Source organism: Thiobacillus denitrificans DSM 12475, assembly GCF_000376425.1.
GTDB lineage: Bacteria > Pseudomonadota > Gammaproteobacteria > Burkholderiales > Thiobacillaceae > Thiobacillus > Thiobacillus denitrificans.
The window spans coordinates 1-17,848 of the sequence record NZ_AQWL01000007.1 but is presented as its reverse complement, the minus strand read 5'-3'; the positions used below and the strand labels follow the sequence as shown (position 1 = coordinate 17,848).

General features: G+C 63.1%; 21 protein-coding genes. 13 read left to right on the top strand and 8 right to left on the bottom strand.

Annotated elements, in window-relative coordinates:
- Window positions 1-103: 103 nt before the first annotated feature.
- The gene (gene fliE, locus B059_RS0111950) at window positions 104-448 is read right to left on the bottom strand and encodes a flagellar hook-basal body complex protein FliE (RefSeq protein ID WP_018078493.1); all 345 of its coding nucleotides are present in this window, start codon (window positions 446-448) and stop codon (window positions 104-106) included.
- Between the two features lie 243 nt (window positions 449-691).
- On the opposite strand from fliE, the gene fliF reads away from it, so the two are divergent.
- The 13 genes from fliF to fliR all read left to right on the top strand — a co-directional run bounded on the left by fliF (window position 692) and on the right by fliR (window position 11,522).
- Window positions 692-2,341: a flagellar basal-body MS-ring/collar protein FliF gene (fliF, locus tag B059_RS0111945; RefSeq protein WP_018078492.1), complete on the top strand. Its 1,650-nt coding sequence runs from the start codon at window positions 692-694 to the stop codon at window positions 2,339-2,341.
- Window positions 2,334-3,332 (top strand): flagellar motor switch protein FliG, encoded by a 999-nt coding sequence (fliG, locus tag B059_RS0111940; protein ID WP_018078491.1) that lies wholly within the window; start codon window positions 2,334-2,336, stop codon window positions 3,330-3,332. The genes fliF and fliG overlap by 8 nt, the downstream gene beginning before the upstream one ends.
- Window positions 3,325-3,966, top strand: coding sequence for a flagellar assembly protein FliH (locus B059_RS0111935; RefSeq protein WP_026177487.1), 642 nt, complete (start codon window positions 3,325-3,327; stop codon window positions 3,964-3,966). Before fliG ends, B059_RS0111935 begins: the two co-directional genes overlap by 8 nt.
- Window positions 3,966-5,366 (top strand): flagellar protein export ATPase FliI, encoded by a 1,401-nt coding sequence (gene fliI, locus B059_RS0111930; protein WP_018078489.1) that lies wholly within the window; start codon window positions 3,966-3,968, stop codon window positions 5,364-5,366. The genes B059_RS0111935 and fliI overlap by 1 nt, the downstream gene beginning before the upstream one ends.
- A gap of 27 nt (window positions 5,367-5,393) precedes the next feature.
- Window positions 5,394-5,843 (top strand): flagellar export protein FliJ, encoded by a 450-nt coding sequence (gene fliJ / locus B059_RS0111925; RefSeq protein WP_018078488.1) that lies wholly within the window; start codon window positions 5,394-5,396, stop codon window positions 5,841-5,843.
- Window positions 5,844-5,874: 31 nt separating this feature from the next.
- Complete coding sequence (locus tag B059_RS21665) at window positions 5,875-6,981, top strand: flagellar hook-length control protein FliK (RefSeq protein WP_018078487.1); 1,107 nt, start codon at window positions 5,875-5,877, stop codon at window positions 6,979-6,981.
- Window positions 6,982-7,111: 130 nt separating this feature from the next.
- A complete protein-coding gene (fliL, locus tag B059_RS0111915) occupies window positions 7,112-7,600 on the top strand; it encodes a flagellar basal body-associated protein FliL (RefSeq protein ID WP_018078486.1) in 489 nt (162 codons plus the stop codon).
- Between the two features lie 7 nt (window positions 7,601-7,607).
- Window positions 7,608-8,612, top strand: coding sequence for a flagellar motor switch protein FliM (gene fliM, locus B059_RS0111910; RefSeq protein ID WP_018078485.1), 1,005 nt, complete (start codon window positions 7,608-7,610; stop codon window positions 8,610-8,612).
- A complete protein-coding gene (gene fliN, locus B059_RS0111905; RefSeq protein WP_018078484.1) occupies window positions 8,605-9,000 on the top strand; it encodes a flagellar motor switch protein FliN in 396 nt (131 codons plus the stop codon). Before fliM ends, fliN begins: the two co-directional genes overlap by 8 nt.
- Window positions 9,000-9,449: a flagellar biosynthetic protein FliO gene (fliO, locus tag B059_RS0111900; RefSeq protein WP_018078483.1), complete on the top strand. Its 450-nt coding sequence runs from the start codon at window positions 9,000-9,002 to the stop codon at window positions 9,447-9,449. Before fliN ends, fliO begins: the two co-directional genes overlap by 1 nt.
- A 31-nt stretch (window positions 9,450-9,480) precedes the next feature.
- Complete coding sequence (fliP, locus tag B059_RS0111895; protein ID WP_169333083.1) at window positions 9,481-10,200, top strand: flagellar type III secretion system pore protein FliP; 720 nt, start codon at window positions 9,481-9,483, stop codon at window positions 10,198-10,200.
- An 84-nt stretch (window positions 10,201-10,284) separates the two neighbouring features.
- Window positions 10,285-10,554 (top strand): flagellar biosynthesis protein FliQ, encoded by a 270-nt coding sequence (gene fliQ, locus B059_RS0111890; protein ID WP_018078481.1) that lies wholly within the window; start codon window positions 10,285-10,287, stop codon window positions 10,552-10,554.
- 179 nt (window positions 10,555-10,733) lie between these two features.
- Window positions 10,734-11,522, top strand: a complete 789-nt coding sequence (fliR, locus tag B059_RS0111885; RefSeq protein WP_018078480.1) for a flagellar biosynthetic protein FliR — start codon at window positions 10,734-10,736, stop codon at window positions 11,520-11,522.
- Window positions 11,523-11,581: 59 nt separating this feature from the next.
- Here fliR and cheZ read toward each other — a convergent pair whose 3' ends face one another.
- From cheZ to B059_RS18985, 7 genes are all read right to left on the bottom strand, one after another.
- The gene (cheZ, locus tag B059_RS0111880) at window positions 11,582-12,301 is read right to left on the bottom strand and encodes a protein phosphatase CheZ (protein ID WP_018078479.1); all 720 of its coding nucleotides are present in this window, start codon (window positions 12,299-12,301) and stop codon (window positions 11,582-11,584) included.
- 1 nt (window position 12,302) lies between these two features.
- Window positions 12,303-12,701: a chemotaxis response regulator CheY gene (gene cheY / locus B059_RS0111875; protein WP_018078478.1), complete on the bottom strand. Its 399-nt coding sequence runs from the start codon at window positions 12,699-12,701 to the stop codon at window positions 12,303-12,305.
- 91 nt (window positions 12,702-12,792) lie between these two features.
- Complete coding sequence (locus B059_RS0111870) at window positions 12,793-13,866, bottom strand: protein-glutamate methylesterase/protein-glutamine glutaminase (protein ID WP_026177483.1); 1,074 nt, start codon at window positions 13,864-13,866, stop codon at window positions 12,793-12,795.
- 19 nt (window positions 13,867-13,885) lie between these two features.
- Window positions 13,886-14,494 (bottom strand): chemoreceptor glutamine deamidase CheD, encoded by a 609-nt coding sequence (cheD, locus tag B059_RS0111865; protein ID WP_018078476.1) that lies wholly within the window; start codon window positions 14,492-14,494, stop codon window positions 13,886-13,888.
- Window positions 14,491-15,360, bottom strand: a complete 870-nt coding sequence (locus B059_RS0111860; protein WP_018078475.1) for a CheR family methyltransferase — start codon at window positions 15,358-15,360, stop codon at window positions 14,491-14,493. Before B059_RS0111860 ends, cheD begins: the two co-directional genes overlap by 4 nt.
- Before the next feature lie 145 nt (window positions 15,361-15,505).
- Window positions 15,506-17,185 carry a methyl-accepting chemotaxis protein gene (locus tag B059_RS0111855; RefSeq protein WP_018078474.1) on the bottom strand — a complete coding sequence of 560 codons (1,680 nt, stop codon included), beginning with the start codon at window positions 17,183-17,185 and terminating at the stop codon, window positions 15,506-15,508.
- Between the two features lie 141 nt (window positions 17,186-17,326).
- A partial coding sequence (locus B059_RS18985; protein ID WP_038058691.1) for a methyl-accepting chemotaxis protein occupies window positions 17,327-17,848 on the bottom strand: 522 nt, incomplete at its 5' end.

Below are 17,848 nucleotides of genomic sequence, written 5' to 3'. Positions count from 1 at the left end.
AGTTGCAAGTAATGTGGGCGAAGCATGCGGCTGCATGCCTCGCCCAAATCTTGTAACTTGAATCTTGAATCTTGAAGCCCCTGCCCCGCGGGGGCGCTCTGCCTTAAACGCCCATGTTCATGATTTCCTGGTAGGCGGACACCAGCTTGTTGCGCACCTGCACGGTCTGCTGGAAGGCGATGCTGGATTTCTGCATGGAGATCATGGCGTCGGAAAGACTGACGTTGCTGTCACCCATGGCGAACCGTTCGGCCAGCTGCTGCGACTGCAGCTGGGCCGTATTGACCTGGTCCAGCGATGATTTCAGGACCGACTGGAAATTGACCTGATTCGCGGTCTTGTCGGTTTGCAGCGGATTTTCGCCCGCGGGCGATGCGCGTGCCGCCGCGGCCTTCAGCTGCGCCACCATCGCTTCGATCCGGCCGCTATCGATCATGCCTACGCTCATCGTGCCCTCCCTGATTCATCCAGCCGCCTGCACAGGCGGTTTTTCACGTGCCCACCTTATCAGGCCGGCGGCAAGCCATAAGCCCGATAAGCGCCTGAAACCGGCTTCTATTCCCCCGATTGAAAGTGGCGGCAGTGCCGATAATTCGGTCACATAGCGACACTCCCATGGAGCGACACGAATGAACACGGCAAGCGGAAACCGGGCGGCCCATGACGCCGGCACGACGGAGGCAGGAACAATATGGCAGTAGCAGGTGAAATCGTGGTTCCGCCCAATGTCCTGGAATTCACCCGGACCGCCGGCGGACGGAAAATCATGCTGATGCTGGGCGTGGCCGCGGTCGTTGCGGTCATGGGCGCAATCTGGATGTGGGGGCAGCAGCCCGACTATCGTGTGCTGTTTTCGAACTTCAGCGACCGCGACGGCGGCGCCATCGTCGCCGAACTGGAAAAAATGAACATCCCCTACAAGTATGCCGAGGGCGGCGGCGCCGTTCTGGTGCCCGCCGAGCGGGTGCACGATGCGCGCCTGAAACTGGCTTCGCAAGGCCTGCCCAAGGGCGGCAACGTCGGCTTCGAACTGATGGAAAACCAGCGGCTCGGGTCTTCGCAGTTCATCGAACAGATCAATTTCCAGCGCGCCATGGAAGGCGAACTGGCGCGCTCGATCGAATCCGTCTCCGCGGTGCAGGCCGCGCGCGTGCACCTGGCCATGCCCAAGGACTCGATCTTCGTTTCCGAACAGAAGCAACCCACCGCTTCGGTGCTGCTCAATCTCCATCCCGGCCGCGCGCTCGATCCGCAGCAGGTCAGCGCCATCGTCCACCTGGTCGCCAGTAGCGTGCCGGGGCTGCCGACCAAGAACGTGACCGTGGTCGACCAGAACGGCAGCCTGCTTTCCGATACCAGCAAGGCGGCCAGCCTCAACGGCATGGACCCCAGCCAGACCAAGTACGTCCAGGAGCTGCAGCAAAACGTCGCCAGGCGGATCGAGTCGATCATCACCCCGATCGTCGGCCCCGGCAATGTGCGCGCCGAAGCGACTGCCGATGTCGATTTCTCCCGCAGCGAGCAGGCGGTGGAATCCTACAAGCCGAACCAGACGCCCGACGCCATGGCCATCCGCAGCCAGCAGACCAGCGAATCGCTGAACGGCACGGCCAATCCCGCCGGCGTGCCGGGCGCGCTCACCAACCAGCCGCCGGCGCCGGCGACCGCGCCGATCAACGCGCCCGGGCAGAAGCCGGCCGCGCCTGCCATGGCCGCCGCAGCCGCGCCGGCCACCAACACGCGTAAGGATGCCACCGTCAACTATGAAGTCGACAAGACCATCCAGTACGTCCAGCAGGGCGGCGGCGGCCTGAAGCGGCTGTCGGTTGCGGTGGTCGTCAATTACAAGAAAACCACCGACAAGTCCGGCAAGAGCGTCATGCAGCCGTTGAGCGAACCCGAGAAAACCCAGATCACCGATCTGGTCAAGGAAGCCATGGGCTACAACCAGGAAAGGGGCGACACCCTCAACGTGGTGAACAGCCCCTTCGCCAGCGCGGAGCAGGAAGCGCTTCCCAAGCTGCCCTTCTGGAAGCAGCCCGAATATGTCGAATACATCGGGATCGCCAAGACGGCAGGCAAGTATCTGCTGATTGCGGTGGCGCTGCTCGTTCTGTACCTGAAAGCAGCCAAGCCTTTGCTTAGGAAGCTTTCCGAGCCTCCCGCGCTGCCCGCGCCCGACCACGATGCGCTGCAGCATGCGGCCGGCGGCGCGATGAGGGCGCTGCCTCCCGGTCAGCGCAACTATCAGGAAAACCTGTCGCGGGCGCAGAAGATGGCCAGCGAAGACCCGCGCGTGGTCGCCAACATCGTGAAAACCTGGGTGGACAGCCATGAGTGAAAGCGGCATCACCAAGGGGGCGATCCTGATGCTTGCGCTGGGCGAGGAAGGCGCATCGGAAGTGATGAAATACCTCGGCCCGCGTGAAGTGCAGAAGCTGGGGGAAGCCATGACCACCATGAAATCCATCCCCCAGGAAGAGGTCGAGAACGTGCTCGACGACTTCAACAACGTGGCCGACCAGAATTCCTCGCTGGGCCTGGATTCGAACGACTATATCCGCACCGTTCTCAGACGCGCGCTGGGCGACGACAAGGCCTCGTCGCTGCTGAACCGGATCCTGGGCGGCGGCGGCGATGCCAGCGGCATCGAAAGCCTGAAGTGGATGGACGCCGAATCGGTGGCCGACCTCATCCACAACGAGCATCCGCAGACCATCGCGACCATCCTGGTGCACCTGGAGCGCGACCAGGCCTGCGAGGTGCTGGCCTGCTTCACGGACCGCCTGCGCAACGACGTATTGCTGCGCATCGCCACGCTCTCCGGCGTGCAGCCGGCTGCACTGCGCGAACTCAACGACGTGCTGACCAAGCTGCTGTCCGGCAGCGACGTGCTGAAGAAACAGCCGATGGGCGGCACCCGCGCAGCGGCCGACATCCTGAACTTCATGAGCGGGGAAAACGAGGCCTCCGCCATGGAATACCTGAAAAGCTACGACCCCGACATGGCGCAGAAGATCATGGACGAGATGTTCGTGTTCGAGAACATCATGGAAATCGAGGATCGCGGTATTCAGCTGCTGCTGCGCGAAGTCCAGTCCGATTCGCTCATCATCGCGCTCAAGGGCGCGTCGGAGGACATGCGCGAGAAGATCTTCAAGAACATGTCGCAGCGTGCCGCCGAAATGATGCGGGAAGACCTGGAATCGAAAGGGCCGGTGCGCCTGTCCGAGGTCGAGGCACAGCAGAAGGAGATCCTGATGATCGTCCGCCGCCTGGCCGATGAAGGCCAGCTCTCGCTGGGCGCGAAAGGGGAAGAGACCTATGTCTAGTTGCGTCATTCCCAGCGCCGATCAACCGGCTTGCCAGCCCTGGGAGATGGCCAGCTTCGACGCCGATCCGCATCCCGTGAAGCAGGCGGATTGCGCAGGGATCACCCTGCCGACGATCGAGCAGATCACCGCGATCCAGGAGCAGGCAAGGCAGGAAGGCTATGACACCGGCCGGGCCGAAGGCTATGCCCAGGGCCAGCGCGAAGCCGCGCTCGAAGCGGCCAGGCTGCGCGGACTGGCCGACACCTTCAGCGCCGAGGTCGGCAAGGCCGACGAAACGATCTCCCGCCAGGTGCTCGACCTGGCGGTCGACCTTGCGCACGCCATGCTGAAAACCGCCCTGGCCGTGCAGCCCGAACGAGTCATCCCGATCGTCAAGGAAGCGGTCCGCTATCTGCCGGTGCTGCATCAGCCGGCCCTGCTCTTCCTGAATCCGGCGGATGCCGAGCTGGTCAAGGACAGGATCGGCGACGAACTCGCAAAAACCGGCTGGCAGCTGGCCGACGATGCCGAACTTGAACGCGGTAGCTGCCGGGTGGAAACCGCGAGCAATCAGATCGATGCCACCCTGCCCACCCGTTGGCAGCGCCTCGCCGCCGCGCTGGGCAATCAATCGGATTGGCTGGTGCCCTGATGGACGCGCAACTCCACAGCAGCCGCTGGAAAGCCTATCTGCAGGATTGCGGCGAACTGCTGGCGATCGCCGAGCCGATGCAGGTGTCCGGCCGCATCACGCGCGTGGCCGGACTGGTGATGGAAGCGGTCGGCCTGAAGCTGCCGGTAGGCAGCGCCTGCACCGTGCCCCTGCCCAACGGTTCGCACCTGGAAGCCGAGGTGGTGGGATTCGACGGCAACCGGCTTTTCCTGATGCCGCAAAGCGACGTCGAAGGGATCGTGCCCGGCGCCCGCGTGTTCCCGGCCGAAGTCATCCCCACCCTGCCCGGCCTGGGCCAGGTGAACCATCCGCGCCGTCGCCCGAGCGACCGCACCCGCCACCTGCCGGTCGGCGACGCCCTGCTCGGGCGGGTGCTCGACAGCGGCGGACGTCCGCTCGACGGCCTCGGTCCGCTGCACACTTCCGCCACCGCCCCGCTCAACAACCGCGCCGCCAACCCGCTGGGGCGCGCGCCGATCACCGACATCCTCGACGTCGGCGTGCGCGCGATCAACAGCATGCTGACGGTGGGGCGCGGCCAGCGCATGGGCCTGTTCGCCGGCTCCGGCGTCGGCAAGAGCGTGCTGCTCGGCATGATGGCGCGCTACACCAGCGCGGACGTCATCGTGGTCGGCCTGATCGGCGAACGCGGCCGCGAGGTCAAGGAATTCATCGAGCAGATTCTCGGCGAGGAAGGCCTGGCGCGCGCCGCGGTGGTGGCCGCGCCCGCCGACACCCCGCCGCTGATGCGCTTGCAGGGCGCGGCGTACGCCACTTCGATCGCCGAGCATTTCCGCGACCAGGGCAGGAACGTGCTGCTGATCATGGATTCGCTCACCCGCTATGCCATGGCGCAGCGCGAGATCGCGCTGGCGATCGGCGAACCGCCCGCCACCAAGGGCTATCCGCCTTCGGTTTTCGCCAAGCTGCCGGCGCTGGTCGAGCGGGCCGGCAACGGCAAGCCGGGCGGCGGCTCCATCACCGCCTTCTATACCGTGCTGACCGAGGGCGACGACCAGCAGGACCCGATCGCCGATTCGGCGCGCGCCATCCTCGACGGCCACATCGTGCTCGACCGCTCGCTGGCCGAGAGCGGCCACTACCCCGCCATCAACATCGAGCAGTCGATCAGCCGTGCCATGCACGGCATCGCCACGCCGGAGCACCAGCAGCTGGCGCGGCGCCTGAAGAAACTGTATTCGCGCTACGAACGCAGCCGCGATTTGATCAACGTCGGCGCCTATGCGGCCGGCTCCGATCCGCTGCTGGACGAAGCCATCAAGCTGCAGACAGGCATCGAAGCTTTCCTGCAGCAAGGCATTCTTGAGCGCTCGGACGTTCAGGAAAGCCTCGCCAGGCTCGAAGCCTTGTTCCAATAAACCTTACCGGACGATAGCGCACACCGAATGGCCACCCCTTCCGCACTCAATACGCTGATCGATCTCGCCCACAAGGAAACCGACGCGGCCGCCAAGCAGCTCGGCGCCGCGCTGCGTGCCGGTGAAGAAGCGGAGCAGAAGCTCGATCTGCTGACGCAATACCGCGACGATTATGCCGCGCGCTGCCAGTCCGACCTGAGCGCGGGAATCAGCACGACGCATTTCAACAATTTCCAGATCTTCATGCAGAAGCTCGACCACGCCATTGCCGGCCAGCAGAAGGTCGTCGGCGAAGCCAGACAGCGGGTTGACCAGGCACGTACTGTCTGGCAGTCCTGCGAGCAGAAAAAAATGTCCTTCGTCACGCTGGCGGACCGCGCAAGCAAGGAAGACCTGCGCCGCGAGTTGTGGCGCGACCAGAAACAGAACGACGAGCATGCCGCCAGGCGCACGCTGCACAAGCGAACCCCTTCCTGAAACAGGACCACGCCTTATGAATGCGACCCCCATGAATATCAATCCGGCCCATGCTGCCCAAGCGCAATCCAGCGCTGCCAGGCAACCGGATTCCGCCGCGCCGGACTCGGCGTTCAGCCAGGTTCTGTCGAGCGAAATCGCGCAGCACCGGAAAAACGACAGCGCCGGGGAAGGCGCCGATGCCACGGCGGACGCAGCGGACGCTGCGCCCGAGGCCGCGGCGCAGACGGAAGCCGGTGCGGATTCCACAGCCGAGGCGGCGCCAGGCGAGAAACCCGCACGCGCGGCGCTGGCGGAGGACAGCGCGGTTGCGCCCGAGACCTTGCTGGCACTGGCGATCAACCCGGAACTGTTCAAGCCGGCTGCGGCCGGAACGGGCGACGCTGCCACGGAACCGATGCTCCTGGATGTCCGCAAGGGCCGGACGCCGCTGAAAGCGCAGTCCGGACAGTTTGCCGACGATGCGCGCGGCGCCCGCAAGACCGACCCTGCCCAGTCCGGCAAAGCCAATTTTCATGCCGCCACCGCCACTGCCGCGGCGGCTGCCACCGCCAGCGTTTTTTCGGGCCAGGCGGCCGCCGCCCGGCAGTCCGACGCCATGAAGGGCGGTGAATTCCTGCCCGACCTCCTGAGCCATCCGGCCCTGCGCGCCGCCCCGCCGGCAGCGCTCGAAAGCATGCCTGCGCTCAATGCGCTTGCCTCTCCCAAACTGGCTCCGACGGTAGGTACCACGGCCTGGGGCCAGGCGCTCGGTGAAAAACTCGTGTGGATGACGGCGGGCGCCCAGCAAACGGCCTCGCTCACCCTCAACCCGCCCAACCTGGGTCCGCTGCAGATCGTCCTCAACGTTTCGAACGACCAGGCCACGGCCAGCTTCTTCTCGGCGCAGCCCGAAGTGCGCCAGGCGCTGGAAGCCGCCATGCCCAGACTGCGGGAAATGATGGACGAGGCCGGCATTCAGCTGGGGCAGGCGACGGTCAGCGCAGACACGCCGCGGCAGAACGACACCCCCGGCCAGCCTGGGCAACGGATCGCATCCCGGTTTGCCGCGCCGGACGAGGCCGCCGCTGCCGGCCTGCAGGCGGTTCAGCCGCCCGTTGCGCAATCCGGACGCGGCCTGATCGACACCTTCGCCTGACCCGGGCCAGCCGCCGGCATTGAACGATATGCGTCCCTTTTCTCCCTCTTTTCCCGGCATCGAAGGCAGCGGTTTCTTTTGATAATGAACACCATCTGCACGACATTGCCCTTATAGAGGAATTGTACCGATGGCCGTATCTGCCGCACCCGCCCTATCCGCCGAGCCGACGGACGCCGCTCCTGCCAGGAAGCCCAGAAAAAAATGGCTCGTCCTCCTCGGCGCCGTCGTGGTTCTGCTGGGCGGTGGCGGCGCGGGCGCCTGGTTCCTCAGCCAGGGCAGCGCATCCCAGGAGGCCCCGGCGGCAAAAGCGCCGGTTTTCCTGCCGCTCGAAACCTTCACCATCAACCTGCAGGGCGATGGGCATTATCTGCAGATCGACATCACGCTGCAGGTCGCCGACCAGACCCAGGTCGACACCATCAAATCCTACATGCCGCGCGTCCGCAGCCGCTTGCTGTCGCTGCTCTCCAGCAAGCAGGCCGAGGAGCTGGCCAGCACGGAAGACAAGAAAAAGCTCGCGCAGGAAATCCTGGCGCAGGTGAAGCTGCCGTTCGACCCGAAGGGCAAGCCCCAGCAAGTGGACGATGTCCTGTTCACTTCATTCGTGATTCAGTAAACCGCTCATGGCCGACAACTTTCTTTCGCAGGATGAGGTCGACGCGCTGCTGAAAGGCGTGACCGGCGAAACTGACGATACGCCGGCCGAATCGGAGGACGCTTCGGGCGCGCGCCCCTACAACCTGGCGACGCAGGAACGCATCGTGCGCGGCCGCATGCCCACGCTCGAAATCATCAACGAGCGTTTCGCGCGCCAGTTGCGGATCGGCCTCTACAATTTTCTGCGGCGCGGGGTCGAAGTCTCGGTCGGTCCGGTCAGGGTCTCGAAATACAGCGAATTCATCCGTAACCTGGTGGTGCCCACCAACCTCAATCTGGTGCAGTTCAAGCCGCTGCGCGGTACGACGTTGATGATCTTCAACCCCGACCTGGTCTTTCTCATGGTCGACAACCTGTTCGGCGGCGACGGGCGCTTCCACACCCGCGTCGAAGGCCGGGACTTTACGCAGACCGAACACCGCATCATCCAGCGCATCCTCAATATCGTATTCGAGGCCTATTCGAAATCGTGGGAGCCGGTCTATCCGATCGAGTTCGAGTACATCCGCTCGGAAATGAACACCCAGTTCGCCAATATCGCCACTCCCAACGAAGTGGTGGTGGCCGTCACCTTCGCCATCGAGCTTGGCCAGGTCAGCGGCGAAATGCATTTCTGCATTCCGTATTCGACGATCGAGCCGATCAAGGATCTTCTCACCAGCAGCCTGCAGGCGGAAAACCTGGAAGTAGACAAGCGCTGGATCCGTCTGATGCGGCAGCAGATCCAGTTGGCGGAGGTCGAGATCGTCGCCGACCTGGGTACGGCACAGATCAGCCTGCGCGACATCGTCGACATGAAAGTGGGCGACATCATTCCGCTTGACATTCCGCAAACCGTCGAAGCCAAGGTGGACGGCGTCCCGGTGATGGAATGCGCATACGGGAAATTCAACGGTCAATACACCTTGCGCGTCGAGAAACTTTTGTCGAACAGCCAGAACGATACGCAAACAGGAGATCAGCATGCCTGAAGACACCACCCAAACCATAGACGAAAACGACTGGGCGGCCGCGATGGCCGAACAGACGGCGCCTGCGGCGCCAGGTCCGGAAATTTTCAAGGAACTGTCCGGAACCGCCGCATCCGGCGGGCTGGCCAAGGATATCGATTTCATTCTCGATATTCCGGTGCTGCTGACGGTGGAACTGGGGCGCACCAAGATCGCGATCAAGAACCTGCTGCAGCTGGCGCAGGGATCGGTGGTCGAGCTCGACGGCCTGGCGGGCGAACCGATGGACGTGCTGGTCAACGGCTGCCTGATCGCACAAGGCGAAGTGGTGGTGGTGAACGACAAGTTCGGCGTGCGCCTGACCGATATCATCACCCCCGCCGAGCGGATCCGGAAACTCAACAAGTGATGCGTCGCCTGATCACGCCCTGCCTGCTGCTCGGACTGCCGGCCCTGGCACAGGCAGCCGACACCCCGGCCGTCTCCGCCGCCGGCAGCCTGCTGCAGGTATTCATCGGACTGGTGGCCGTGCTGCTGCTGATCGCCGCTACGGCCTGGGTCGCCAAGCGCTTCGGCATCACCCGCGGCGGTTCGTCCAGCCTGCTTCAGGTGGTCAGCAGCACATCGGTCGGCGCACGCGAGCGCGTCGTGGTGGTCGAGGTGGGCGAATCCTGGCTGGTGGTGGGCGTCGCCCCCGGCAGCGTCAACGCCCTGATGACACTGCCGAAAGGCACGCTACAGCCACCGCCGTCCCCCTCCATTCCCGGCGCGCCGTTTGCCGCGCGTCTGCAGCAGCTGATCGAAAAATCCCCCTACAAAAACAAGCCCCCATACGGGAATAAACGCCGTGAAGAATAGGTCGCTTCGCCGCCTGGCGCATGCCGGCATCATGCTGGCCGCCCTGCTGCTGCCTTCACTTGCATTCTCCCAGAGCGCCGGCCTGCCGGCCTTCACCAGCACCCCGGCGGCCGGCGGTGGCCAGAATTACACCCTCAGCCTGCAAACCCTGCTGCTACTGACCTCGCTGTCGTTCCTGCCGGCCGCGCTGCTGATGATGACCAGCTTCACCCGTATCATCATCGTGTTGTCGCTGCTGCGGCATGCGCTCGGCACCCAGTCGTCGCCACCCAACCAGGTACTGATCGGGCTTGCGTTGTTCCTCACGCTGTTCGTGATGGGCCCGACCCTGGACAAGATCTACGTCGAGGCCTACCAGCCGCTTGCCGAGAACCGTATCCAGCTGGGCGAGGCCATGGACAAGGGCGCGGTGCCGCTGCGCGCCTTCATGCTGAAGCAGACGCGCGAGACCGATCTCGCCCTGTTCGTGAAGATGTCGGGCTCGGCAGCGCCGAAAACCGCCGCCGACATTCCGATGCGCGTGCTGATACCGGCCTACATCACCAGCGAACTGAAGACCGCCTTCCAGATCGGATTTGCGGTATTCATCCCTTTCCTCATCATCGACATGGTCGTCGCCAGCATCCTGATGGCGATGGGGATGATGATGGTGTCGCCCGCCATTGTCGCCCTGCCGTTCAAGATCATCCTGTTCGTGCTGGTCGATGGCTGGAATCTGCTGCTGGGCTCGCTGGCGCAAAGCTTTTACTAGTGTCGACGCTAATTTCACGCCCGCATCGGCCCATCCCCGCGGCTTGCCGCGAAATCGACCTCAACACGCCCTAGGAGACCCGCCATGACGCCCGAAAGCGTAATGACCATTGGCCGCACCGCGCTGGAAATGACCATCCTGGTGGCGGCCCCCGTGTTGCTGGTTACCCTGGTGGTCGGTCTGATCGTCAGCGTGTTCCAGGCGGCCACCCAGATCAACGACCCCAGCCTTTCCTTCATCCCCAAGGTCATCGCGGTGCTCGTCACCTTCGCCATCGCCGGGCCGTGGATGCTGACGGTGATGACCGACTACATGCGGCGCGTGCTGACTGGCCTGCCCGGCATCATCGGCTAGTGTCGTAACCCGGAAATAGGGAAACGCAATGAAACGGATGGATTTTTTCGTAGGGCAAGGCGCGAGGAGGCGACATAGCTGGCGCTATGGCAACGACGAGCAACGCCGCCATGCGGAAAAAGACGCCGTTTCATGTTGCGATATTTCTGAGTCACGACACTAGTGCCCGTCAAGCTTGCATGATCAGCTTCAGCGATGCCCAGCTCAATGCCTGGCTGATCGGCTTCATCTGGCCGCTCACCCGCATCCTCGGCCTGCTCATGGTGACGCCGGTGTTCGGCCATCGCGCCGTGCCCGCACGCGTCAAGATCGGACTGGGCATCTTCATCACGCTGATCGTCTCCCCGACCCTGCCGCCGATGCCCGGCGTGGGACTGGGCTCATGGCATGGCCTGTTCATCCTGGTGCAGCAATTTCTCATCGGCCTCGCCATCGGCTTCATCATGCGCGTCGTGTTTGCCGCGGTCGAGGCCGCGGGCGAAATCGTCGGCCTGCAGATGGGCCTGGGGTTCGCCTCCTTCTTCGATCCGCAAAGTGCCGGCCAGACGCTGGTGCTCTCGCGATTTTTCAATATGCTGGCGGTATTGGTGTTTCTGGCGGTGAACGCCCACCTGCTGCTGCTTGGCGTGTTGGTCGACAGCTTCCAGAGCCTGCCGATCAGCCCGCAGCCGCTCTCGACCGCGGGTTTCCACAACGTCGCCGCGTTCGGCACCACCGTGTTTGCCGTCGGCCTGCAGCTGGCGTTGCCGCTGATTGCCATCCTGCTGATGACCAACCTGGCACTCGGCATCCTCACCCGCTCGGCACCCCAGCTCAATATCTTCGCGATCGGCTTCCCCATCACCCTGGGCGTGGGTCTGATCGTGCTGGATATCACCCTGCCCTACTTTGCGCCCCAGTTCGAACAGCTGATCCAGAACGGGATCAAGGCAAGTGCCATGGTGATCCAGACGCTGCGTCCACAATAAGATGCAAGATTCAAGTTACAAGTTGCAAGGAAAATCTTGTAACTTGTAACTTGAATTTGTCAGAAGCCTAGGCTGTCGAGCAGGTCGTCGACCTGGCCTTGGTCGGCGACCACATCGCTCTTGTTCGCCGGGTTGATCTGCGGGCCGTTGAGCAGGCCGCTGCCGGATTCCCGCCTTGCCTCGGCTGGCGCATAGTCGATCAGCAGCTGCACCAGCTGCTGCTCCAGACCATGCGCGAGTTCGGTCACTCTGCGGATGACCTGGCCGGTGAGATCCTGAAAATCCTGCGCCATCATGATGTCAAGCAGCTGCTGCTTGGTGGCGCCGGTATCGTTGCGCATGTCGGCCAGGCACTGCATGGTCAGCGTCGCCATGTCACGATAGTTGGCTTCCGAAAAAGGGGCTTTCAGCGCGGCTTGCCAGCCATTCAGTATCTCGTCGGCTCCCGCATCGATCCGCTCCTGCAGGGGGATCGCCGTGTCGGTGGCATTCAGCACGCGTTGCGCGGCCTGTTCGGTCATGCGTGCCACATAGTTGAGGCGCTCGCGGACGTCGGGAATTTCGTGCGTCGCCTTTTCCACCACCTTGTCGAGTCCCAATTCGCGCAGGCTGTCGTGCAGGGTACGGGTGATCTGGCCGACCCGCGCCAGCATCTCGTCCTGATCGCACCCCGCGCCATGTGATTCCAGACGGATTTCGGCACGCAGCGGATCGGCGGAAAGGCCCACGGCATGGGGCGCGGAAGCGGCCGCAGCGGAGCTGGCGAGTAGCGTATCCACGTCAGGCTCCCGCTTTTTCAAGTTTTTCGAATATTTTCGCGAGCTTCTCGTCGAGGGTGGCGGCGGTGAAAGGCTTGACCACGTAACCGCTGGCTCCCGCCTGCGCCGCGGCGATGATGTTTTCCTTCTTGGCTTCGGCCGTCACCATCAGAACGGGCAGCTTGGACAGCGCGGCATCGGCACGAATGGCCTGCAGCATGGTGAGGCCATCCATGTTGGGCATGTTCCAGTCGGACACCACGAAATCGAAATTTCCGGCCCTCAGCTTGGCCAGGCCATCGACGCCATCTTCCGCTTCCTCGACGTTGGAATAACCCAGTTCCTTGAGCAGATTGCGCACGATGCGGCGCATCGTGGAAAAGTCGTCAACAACCAGAAATTTCGTGTTTGGGTCGGCCATACATAACTCCACTGATGCGGTTTGATTTGCTACCTGGTTAATCGGCAGGGCGGCGTCGAACTTGAGCCGCAAAGCCGCTTCGCGCGGAGGATCAAACCCGCATCGCACGATTGCCGTGCGCCGCAAAAAACGCTAGCACCCGTCCCGGCAATTCGTGCAGGGGGGCGACCTCGTGGGTGGCGCCGATGGCGATGGCTTCCTTGGGCATGCCGAATACCACGCACGAGGATTCGTCCTGCGCCAGGTTATAAGCTCCCGCCTTTTTCATTTCCAGCATCCCCGCCGCGCCATCCTTGCCCATGCCGGTGAGGATGACGCCGACCGCATTCTTGCCCGCGCCGGCCGCGGCCGAACTGAACAGGACGTCGACGGAGGGACGATGGCGGTTGACCGGCGGCCCCTGATCGAGCCGGGTCATGTAGTTGGCTCCGCTGCGGACCAGCAGCAGGTGCGAATGCCCCGGCGCGAGGTAGGCATGGCCCGGCAACACGCGCTCGCCGCCTTCGGCTTCCTTGACCGAGATCCTGCACAGCTTGTCGAGGCGGTTGGCGAACGAGCGCGTGAAGCCTTCCGGCATGTGCTGCGTGATCAGGATGCCGGGGCAGTCCGGTGGCAGCTGTATCAGAAAGTCCTTGATCGCCTCGGTGCCGCCGGTGGACGCGCCGATGATGATCAGCTTCTCGCTGCTGGTGAGCGGATTGCGTACCGGCGCCAGGGCGGGGTTGGCCGGCTGGCCCTGCGTGCCGGGCAGTGCGCGCGGCTTGATTCTTGCGCGCGCGGCGATGCGGATTTTCTCCGCGATCAGGTCAGTGTACTCAAGCATGCCGCTCTGGATCGAGACCTTGGGCTTGGTCACGAAATCAACCGCGCCCACCTCCAGCGCGCGCATGGTGATTTCCGAGCCCCGCTCGGTCAGCGACGACACCATGACGACCGGCATCGGGCGCAACCGCATCAGCTTCTCGAGAAACTCCAGGCCGTCCATTTTCGGCATTTCCACGTCCAGCGTGAGGACGTCCGGATTGGTTTGCTTGATCAGATCGCGCGCCACCAGGGGATCGGGAGCGACACCCACCACTTCCATGTCGGGCTGGCTATTGATGATTTCCTTCATCACGCCGCGAATCAGCGCCGAATCATCGACGATCAGAACCTTGGTTTTCATCATGCTGACTTTCCCGCGATCAAAACAGGTCGATATCGCCACTTACCGCATGGGTCTTGAGCCGGCTCGCGTAGTCCTGCTCCCGCTTCACCAGCGTGTAATTGTTGAGTTGCTTGAGTTTCTTGACCAGCACCTTGCCGGTGTGCGGAAAGAAATACACCTTGCGCGGATGTACATCGTTCAGATCTTCGGCCACGGTGCGGATGTTCTCGGTCCGCAGGAAATCGCGCACGAACTGGGCATTGCGTTCGCCCACGTTGATTGCGGTAAAACCGCGCAGCACGTTGCCGCCGCCGAACACCTTGGCTTCCAGGTTCTCGCGCCGCGCCCCCGCCTTGAGAATCTGGTTGATCAGCACTTCCATGGCGTAGGCGCCATAGCGCATCGATGCCGACATCGGGCTGCCGGCGTCACCGCCGCCATCCGGCAGCATGAAATGGTTCATCCCGCCGATCCCCGACACGCGGTCGCGTATGCACGCCGCCACGCAGGAACCCAGTACCGTAACGATGAGCATCGGCTTGCCGGTGTAGTAGTACTCGCCAGGCAATATCTTGGCGGCATCGCAATCGAACGTGCGGTCGTAATACAGATTGGTCGCAAGCTGCTCCTCGATCGCAGGATTCATGCGAACGCCCCTGCGCCGGCATGACGCGGCTCCAGTTCGTACACGGTCTTGCCACGCAGCCTGAATGCATCCGACGCATAGATGAAATTTTCGGAATGCCCGGCAAACAGCAGTCCTTGCGGCTTCATCAGCGGCACGAACCGCGCAAGAATCCGGCTCTGCGTAGGCTTGTCGAAATAGATCATCACGTTGCGGCAGAAAATGACATCGAACGGTCCGCTGACCGGCCAGCTTCCAGCCAGCAGATTGAGGGGCTTGAATGTCACCAGTTGGCGCAGTTCGGGGCGCACCCGTACCAGCCCGGCACGCTCGCCCTTGCCACGCTGAAAGAAGCGTTTGGCGCGATCCGGTGCCATCTTGTCGATCCGTTCGATCGGGTAGACACCGTTCGCCGCGGTTTCGAGCACGTTGGTATCGATATCCGTGGCAACGATGCTGACGGGCGGCGTCAGGGTACCGAACGCCTCGCATGCCGTCATGGCGATCGAATAGGGTTCCTCTCCGGTCGAACTGGCCGAACACCAGATCGACAGCGGCGCTTGCATGCCGAGCAGGTGCTCGGCGAGTATCGGAAAATGGTGGGCCTCGCGAAAAAAAGAGGTCAGATTGGTGGTCAGCGCGTTGGTGAAGGCCTCCCACTCTTCGCTGTCGCACCCGCTTTCCAGCCTATCGAGATATTCCTCGAAAGTGCTGATTCCCTTCGCCCGCAGGCGGCGCGCCAGGCGGCTGTAGACCATCTCCTGCTTGCTTTCGGTCAGCGAGATCCCGGCCTGCCGGTAAATCAGTGCACGCACCCGGGCGAAATCACGCGACGTGAATTCGAATACCTTGATGCTGTCCGATGAATTCTTCAGTACGGGCCTCATGTCGAAATCACTTGTCTACTCAATGCTGTGTTCCCGACACGCGCGCGTGTTTGATTCGAGTCTGGAATGGCCATACTGTACAAACCCCATCACGTCCATGCGCCTGCCGCTCCCGCGAGCGGATCAACCGCTCCATGCCCCGCCATCACCTGAAGCCCTGCGCCTTCCGGCCACTGTCCAGCAGCCTGGTCTGTGCCTGCGCCGGAAAGGGGGTCACCGCCTGGCGATCCGGACTGTGCGCCGCTGGCGCCCCCTGCACCAGCTTGAAGGTTCCCACCAGTTCCGTAAGCCTGGCCGCCTGATCCTGCAGGCTCTCGGCCGCCGCCGCCGCCTGCTCCACCAGGGCGGCGTTCTGCTGCGTCATCTCGTCCATCTGACCGACCGCCTGGTTGATCTGCTCGATGCCAGCGCTCTGCTCCTGGCTGGCGGTCGCCGTGCCGCTGATGATGTCGGCCACCAGTTCAACCGAGGTCACGATGTCGTCCATCGCCTCGCCTGCTTCGTCCACCAGCTTCCTGCCTGTCTCGACCTGCTCCACCGAGTCCTGGATCAGGGTCTTGATCTCCTTGGCCGCGCTGGCGCTGCGCTGGGCAAGGTTCCTCACCTCAGAGGCGACGACGGCGAAACCGCGCCCCTGCTCGCCCGCCCGTGCAGCCTCGACCGCAGCGTTCAAGGCAAGGATGTTGGTCTGGAAGGCAATGCCGTCGATGACGCCGATGATGTCGGCAATCTTGCGCGAGCTGTCCTTGATCGAGGCCATGGTGTCGATCACCTGTCCCACCACCTCACCGCCCTTGCCGGCAATCTCGGCGGTCGAGGCAACCAGCTTGCTGGCATGATGGGCATGCTCGGCGTTCTGCTTGACGGTGCTGGTCAGTTCTTCCATCGAACTCGCCGTCTCTTCCAGTGAGCTGGCCTGCGATTCGGTGCGGGCAGACAAGTCGGCATTGCCCGTGGCAATCTCCCTGGCGCCCAGGTTCACGAGCTCGGTGCTTTGCTTGATCTGCCCGACCAGCAATTTGATGTTGATCTGCAGCACGCGCAGCGATTGCATCAGGTTGGATAGCTCGTCGGCACCCCGGGTCGCGATCCGCCCGGTGAGGTCGCCCGAGCTCATGCGCTTGATGTCCTGCCGGGCACGCTCCAGCGGCAGGACGACCGTACGGTAGGACAGCACGGCGAACAACGCCGCCAGCGGCACTCCCAATGCGGCGATTGCCATCAGCCAGCCGGTGAAGTGCTGATTGGCTTCGGTTGTTGCAAGCCAGGCCAAAGCACCCATCCCCACGAACATGATGGCCATTGAAATGGAGGCCAGCGCCAGCATGGCCTTCAGCGAATACGTCTTGACTACGCCGAGACGCTGCAGAAGAGAAGGTCTGACGGCATTGCCCTCTCGAATTTCGAGCCTCTTGTCGCCGGCCTTGATGGCGCGGTAGGCACTGTCGGCGGCCTGGATTTGTTCACGGCTGGGCTTGGTCCGCACGGAAGCGTAGCCGACGATTTCATGGTTTTCGATGATGGGCGCGGTATTGGCCTCGACCCAGTAGTAATCGCCGTTCTTGCAGCGGTTCTTCACCAGGCCGGTCCACGCCTTGCCGCTTTTGACGGTGCGCCAGAGATCCGCGAAAGCCTCCTCCGGCATGTCCGGGTGGTGCACGAAATTCTGTGGTGACCCGACCAGCTCTTCTTCACTGTATCCGCTGATGTTGACGAAGTCCTGATTGACGCAGGTGATATTGCCGTGCAGGTCCGTCTTCGACACCACTGTTTCGGTGTCCTTCAGGACATATTCGACATTGCTTACCGGCATGTTGGAGCGCATTGCTTGTTCCCTTCCATTGGATAAGTTGACGCTTATCGTCCTATGCCGGCGACCCACTTTCAGCATGTGTGGCAGCGGGCTTGCTTGCACCCACTATCGGCGATGAGTGCTGGATTCTTAAAGGCGACTTTCAGTTGAATCTCAGAACTCTTCCCACTCCTCGTTGCCGCCGCCGGCGGCCGCGAGCTTCTTCGGCCGCGCGGCCGGAGCCACCCTCGGCCGCGACTGCGGCAGGGGCGTCACGACCTCACGCAGCACCGGCAGCGCCGCCCGCTGGCCACTCGAACCATCCAGCCTAAACACGCTCACCGCCTCGGCAAGCTTGGCCGCCTGATCCTGCAGGCTCTCGGCCGCAGCCGCCGCCTGTTCAACCAGAGCTGCGTTCTGCTGCGTCATCTCGTCCATCTGCCCAACCGCCTGGTTGACCTGCTCGATGCCGGCGCTCTGCTCCTGGCTCGCCGCAGCAATCTCGCCCATGATGTCGGTGACACGTTTGACCGAGCCGACAATCTCGTCCATGGTCTTGCCAGCTTCGTCGACCAGCTTGCTGCCGGCCTCGACTTTGCCAACGGAGTCTTCAATCAGGGCCTTGATCTCCTTGGCAGCACCGGCGCTGCGCTGGGCAAGGTTCCTCACCTCAGAGGCGACGACGGCAAAGCCGCG

Coding starts and splice junctions, on each gene's coding strand:
- fliE (WP_018078493.1), bottom strand. CDS start 448: ATGAGCGTAGGCATGATCGATAGCGGCCGGATCGAAGCGATGGTGGCG.
- fliF (WP_018078492.1), top strand. CDS start 692: ATGGCAGTAGCAGGTGAAATCGTGGTTCCGCCCAATGTCCTGGAATTC.
- fliG (WP_018078491.1), top strand. CDS start 2,334: ATGAGTGAAAGCGGCATCACCAAGGGGGCGATCCTGATGCTTGCGCTG.
- B059_RS0111935 (WP_026177487.1), top strand. CDS start 3,325: ATGTCTAGTTGCGTCATTCCCAGCGCCGATCAACCGGCTTGCCAGCCC.
- fliI (WP_018078489.1), top strand. CDS start 3,966: ATGGACGCGCAACTCCACAGCAGCCGCTGGAAAGCCTATCTGCAGGAT.
- fliJ (WP_018078488.1), top strand. CDS start 5,394: ATGGCCACCCCTTCCGCACTCAATACGCTGATCGATCTCGCCCACAAG.
- B059_RS21665 (WP_018078487.1), top strand. CDS start 5,875: ATGAATATCAATCCGGCCCATGCTGCCCAAGCGCAATCCAGCGCTGCC.
- fliL (WP_018078486.1), top strand. CDS start 7,112: ATGGCCGTATCTGCCGCACCCGCCCTATCCGCCGAGCCGACGGACGCC.
- fliM (WP_018078485.1), top strand. CDS start 7,608: ATGGCCGACAACTTTCTTTCGCAGGATGAGGTCGACGCGCTGCTGAAA.
- fliN (WP_018078484.1), top strand. CDS start 8,605: ATGCCTGAAGACACCACCCAAACCATAGACGAAAACGACTGGGCGGCC.
- fliO (WP_018078483.1), top strand. CDS start 9,000: ATGCGTCGCCTGATCACGCCCTGCCTGCTGCTCGGACTGCCGGCCCTG.
- fliP (WP_169333083.1), top strand. CDS start 9,481: ATGCTGGCCGCCCTGCTGCTGCCTTCACTTGCATTCTCCCAGAGCGCC.
- fliQ (WP_018078481.1), top strand. CDS start 10,285: ATGACGCCCGAAAGCGTAATGACCATTGGCCGCACCGCGCTGGAAATG.
- fliR (WP_018078480.1), top strand. CDS start 10,734: ATGATCAGCTTCAGCGATGCCCAGCTCAATGCCTGGCTGATCGGCTTC.
- cheY (WP_018078478.1), bottom strand. CDS start 12,701: ATGGCCGACCCAAACACGAAATTTCTGGTTGTTGACGACTTTTCCACG.
- B059_RS0111870 (WP_026177483.1), bottom strand. CDS start 13,866: ATGAAAACCAAGGTTCTGATCGTCGATGATTCGGCGCTGATTCGCGGC.
- cheD (WP_018078476.1), bottom strand. CDS start 14,494: ATGAATCCTGCGATCGAGGAGCAGCTTGCGACCAATCTGTATTACGAC.
- B059_RS0111860 (WP_018078475.1), bottom strand. CDS start 15,360: ATGAGGCCCGTACTGAAGAATTCATCGGACAGCATCAAGGTATTCGAA.
- B059_RS0111855 (WP_018078474.1), bottom strand. CDS start 17,185: ATGCGCTCCAACATGCCGGTAAGCAATGTCGAATATGTCCTGAAGGAC.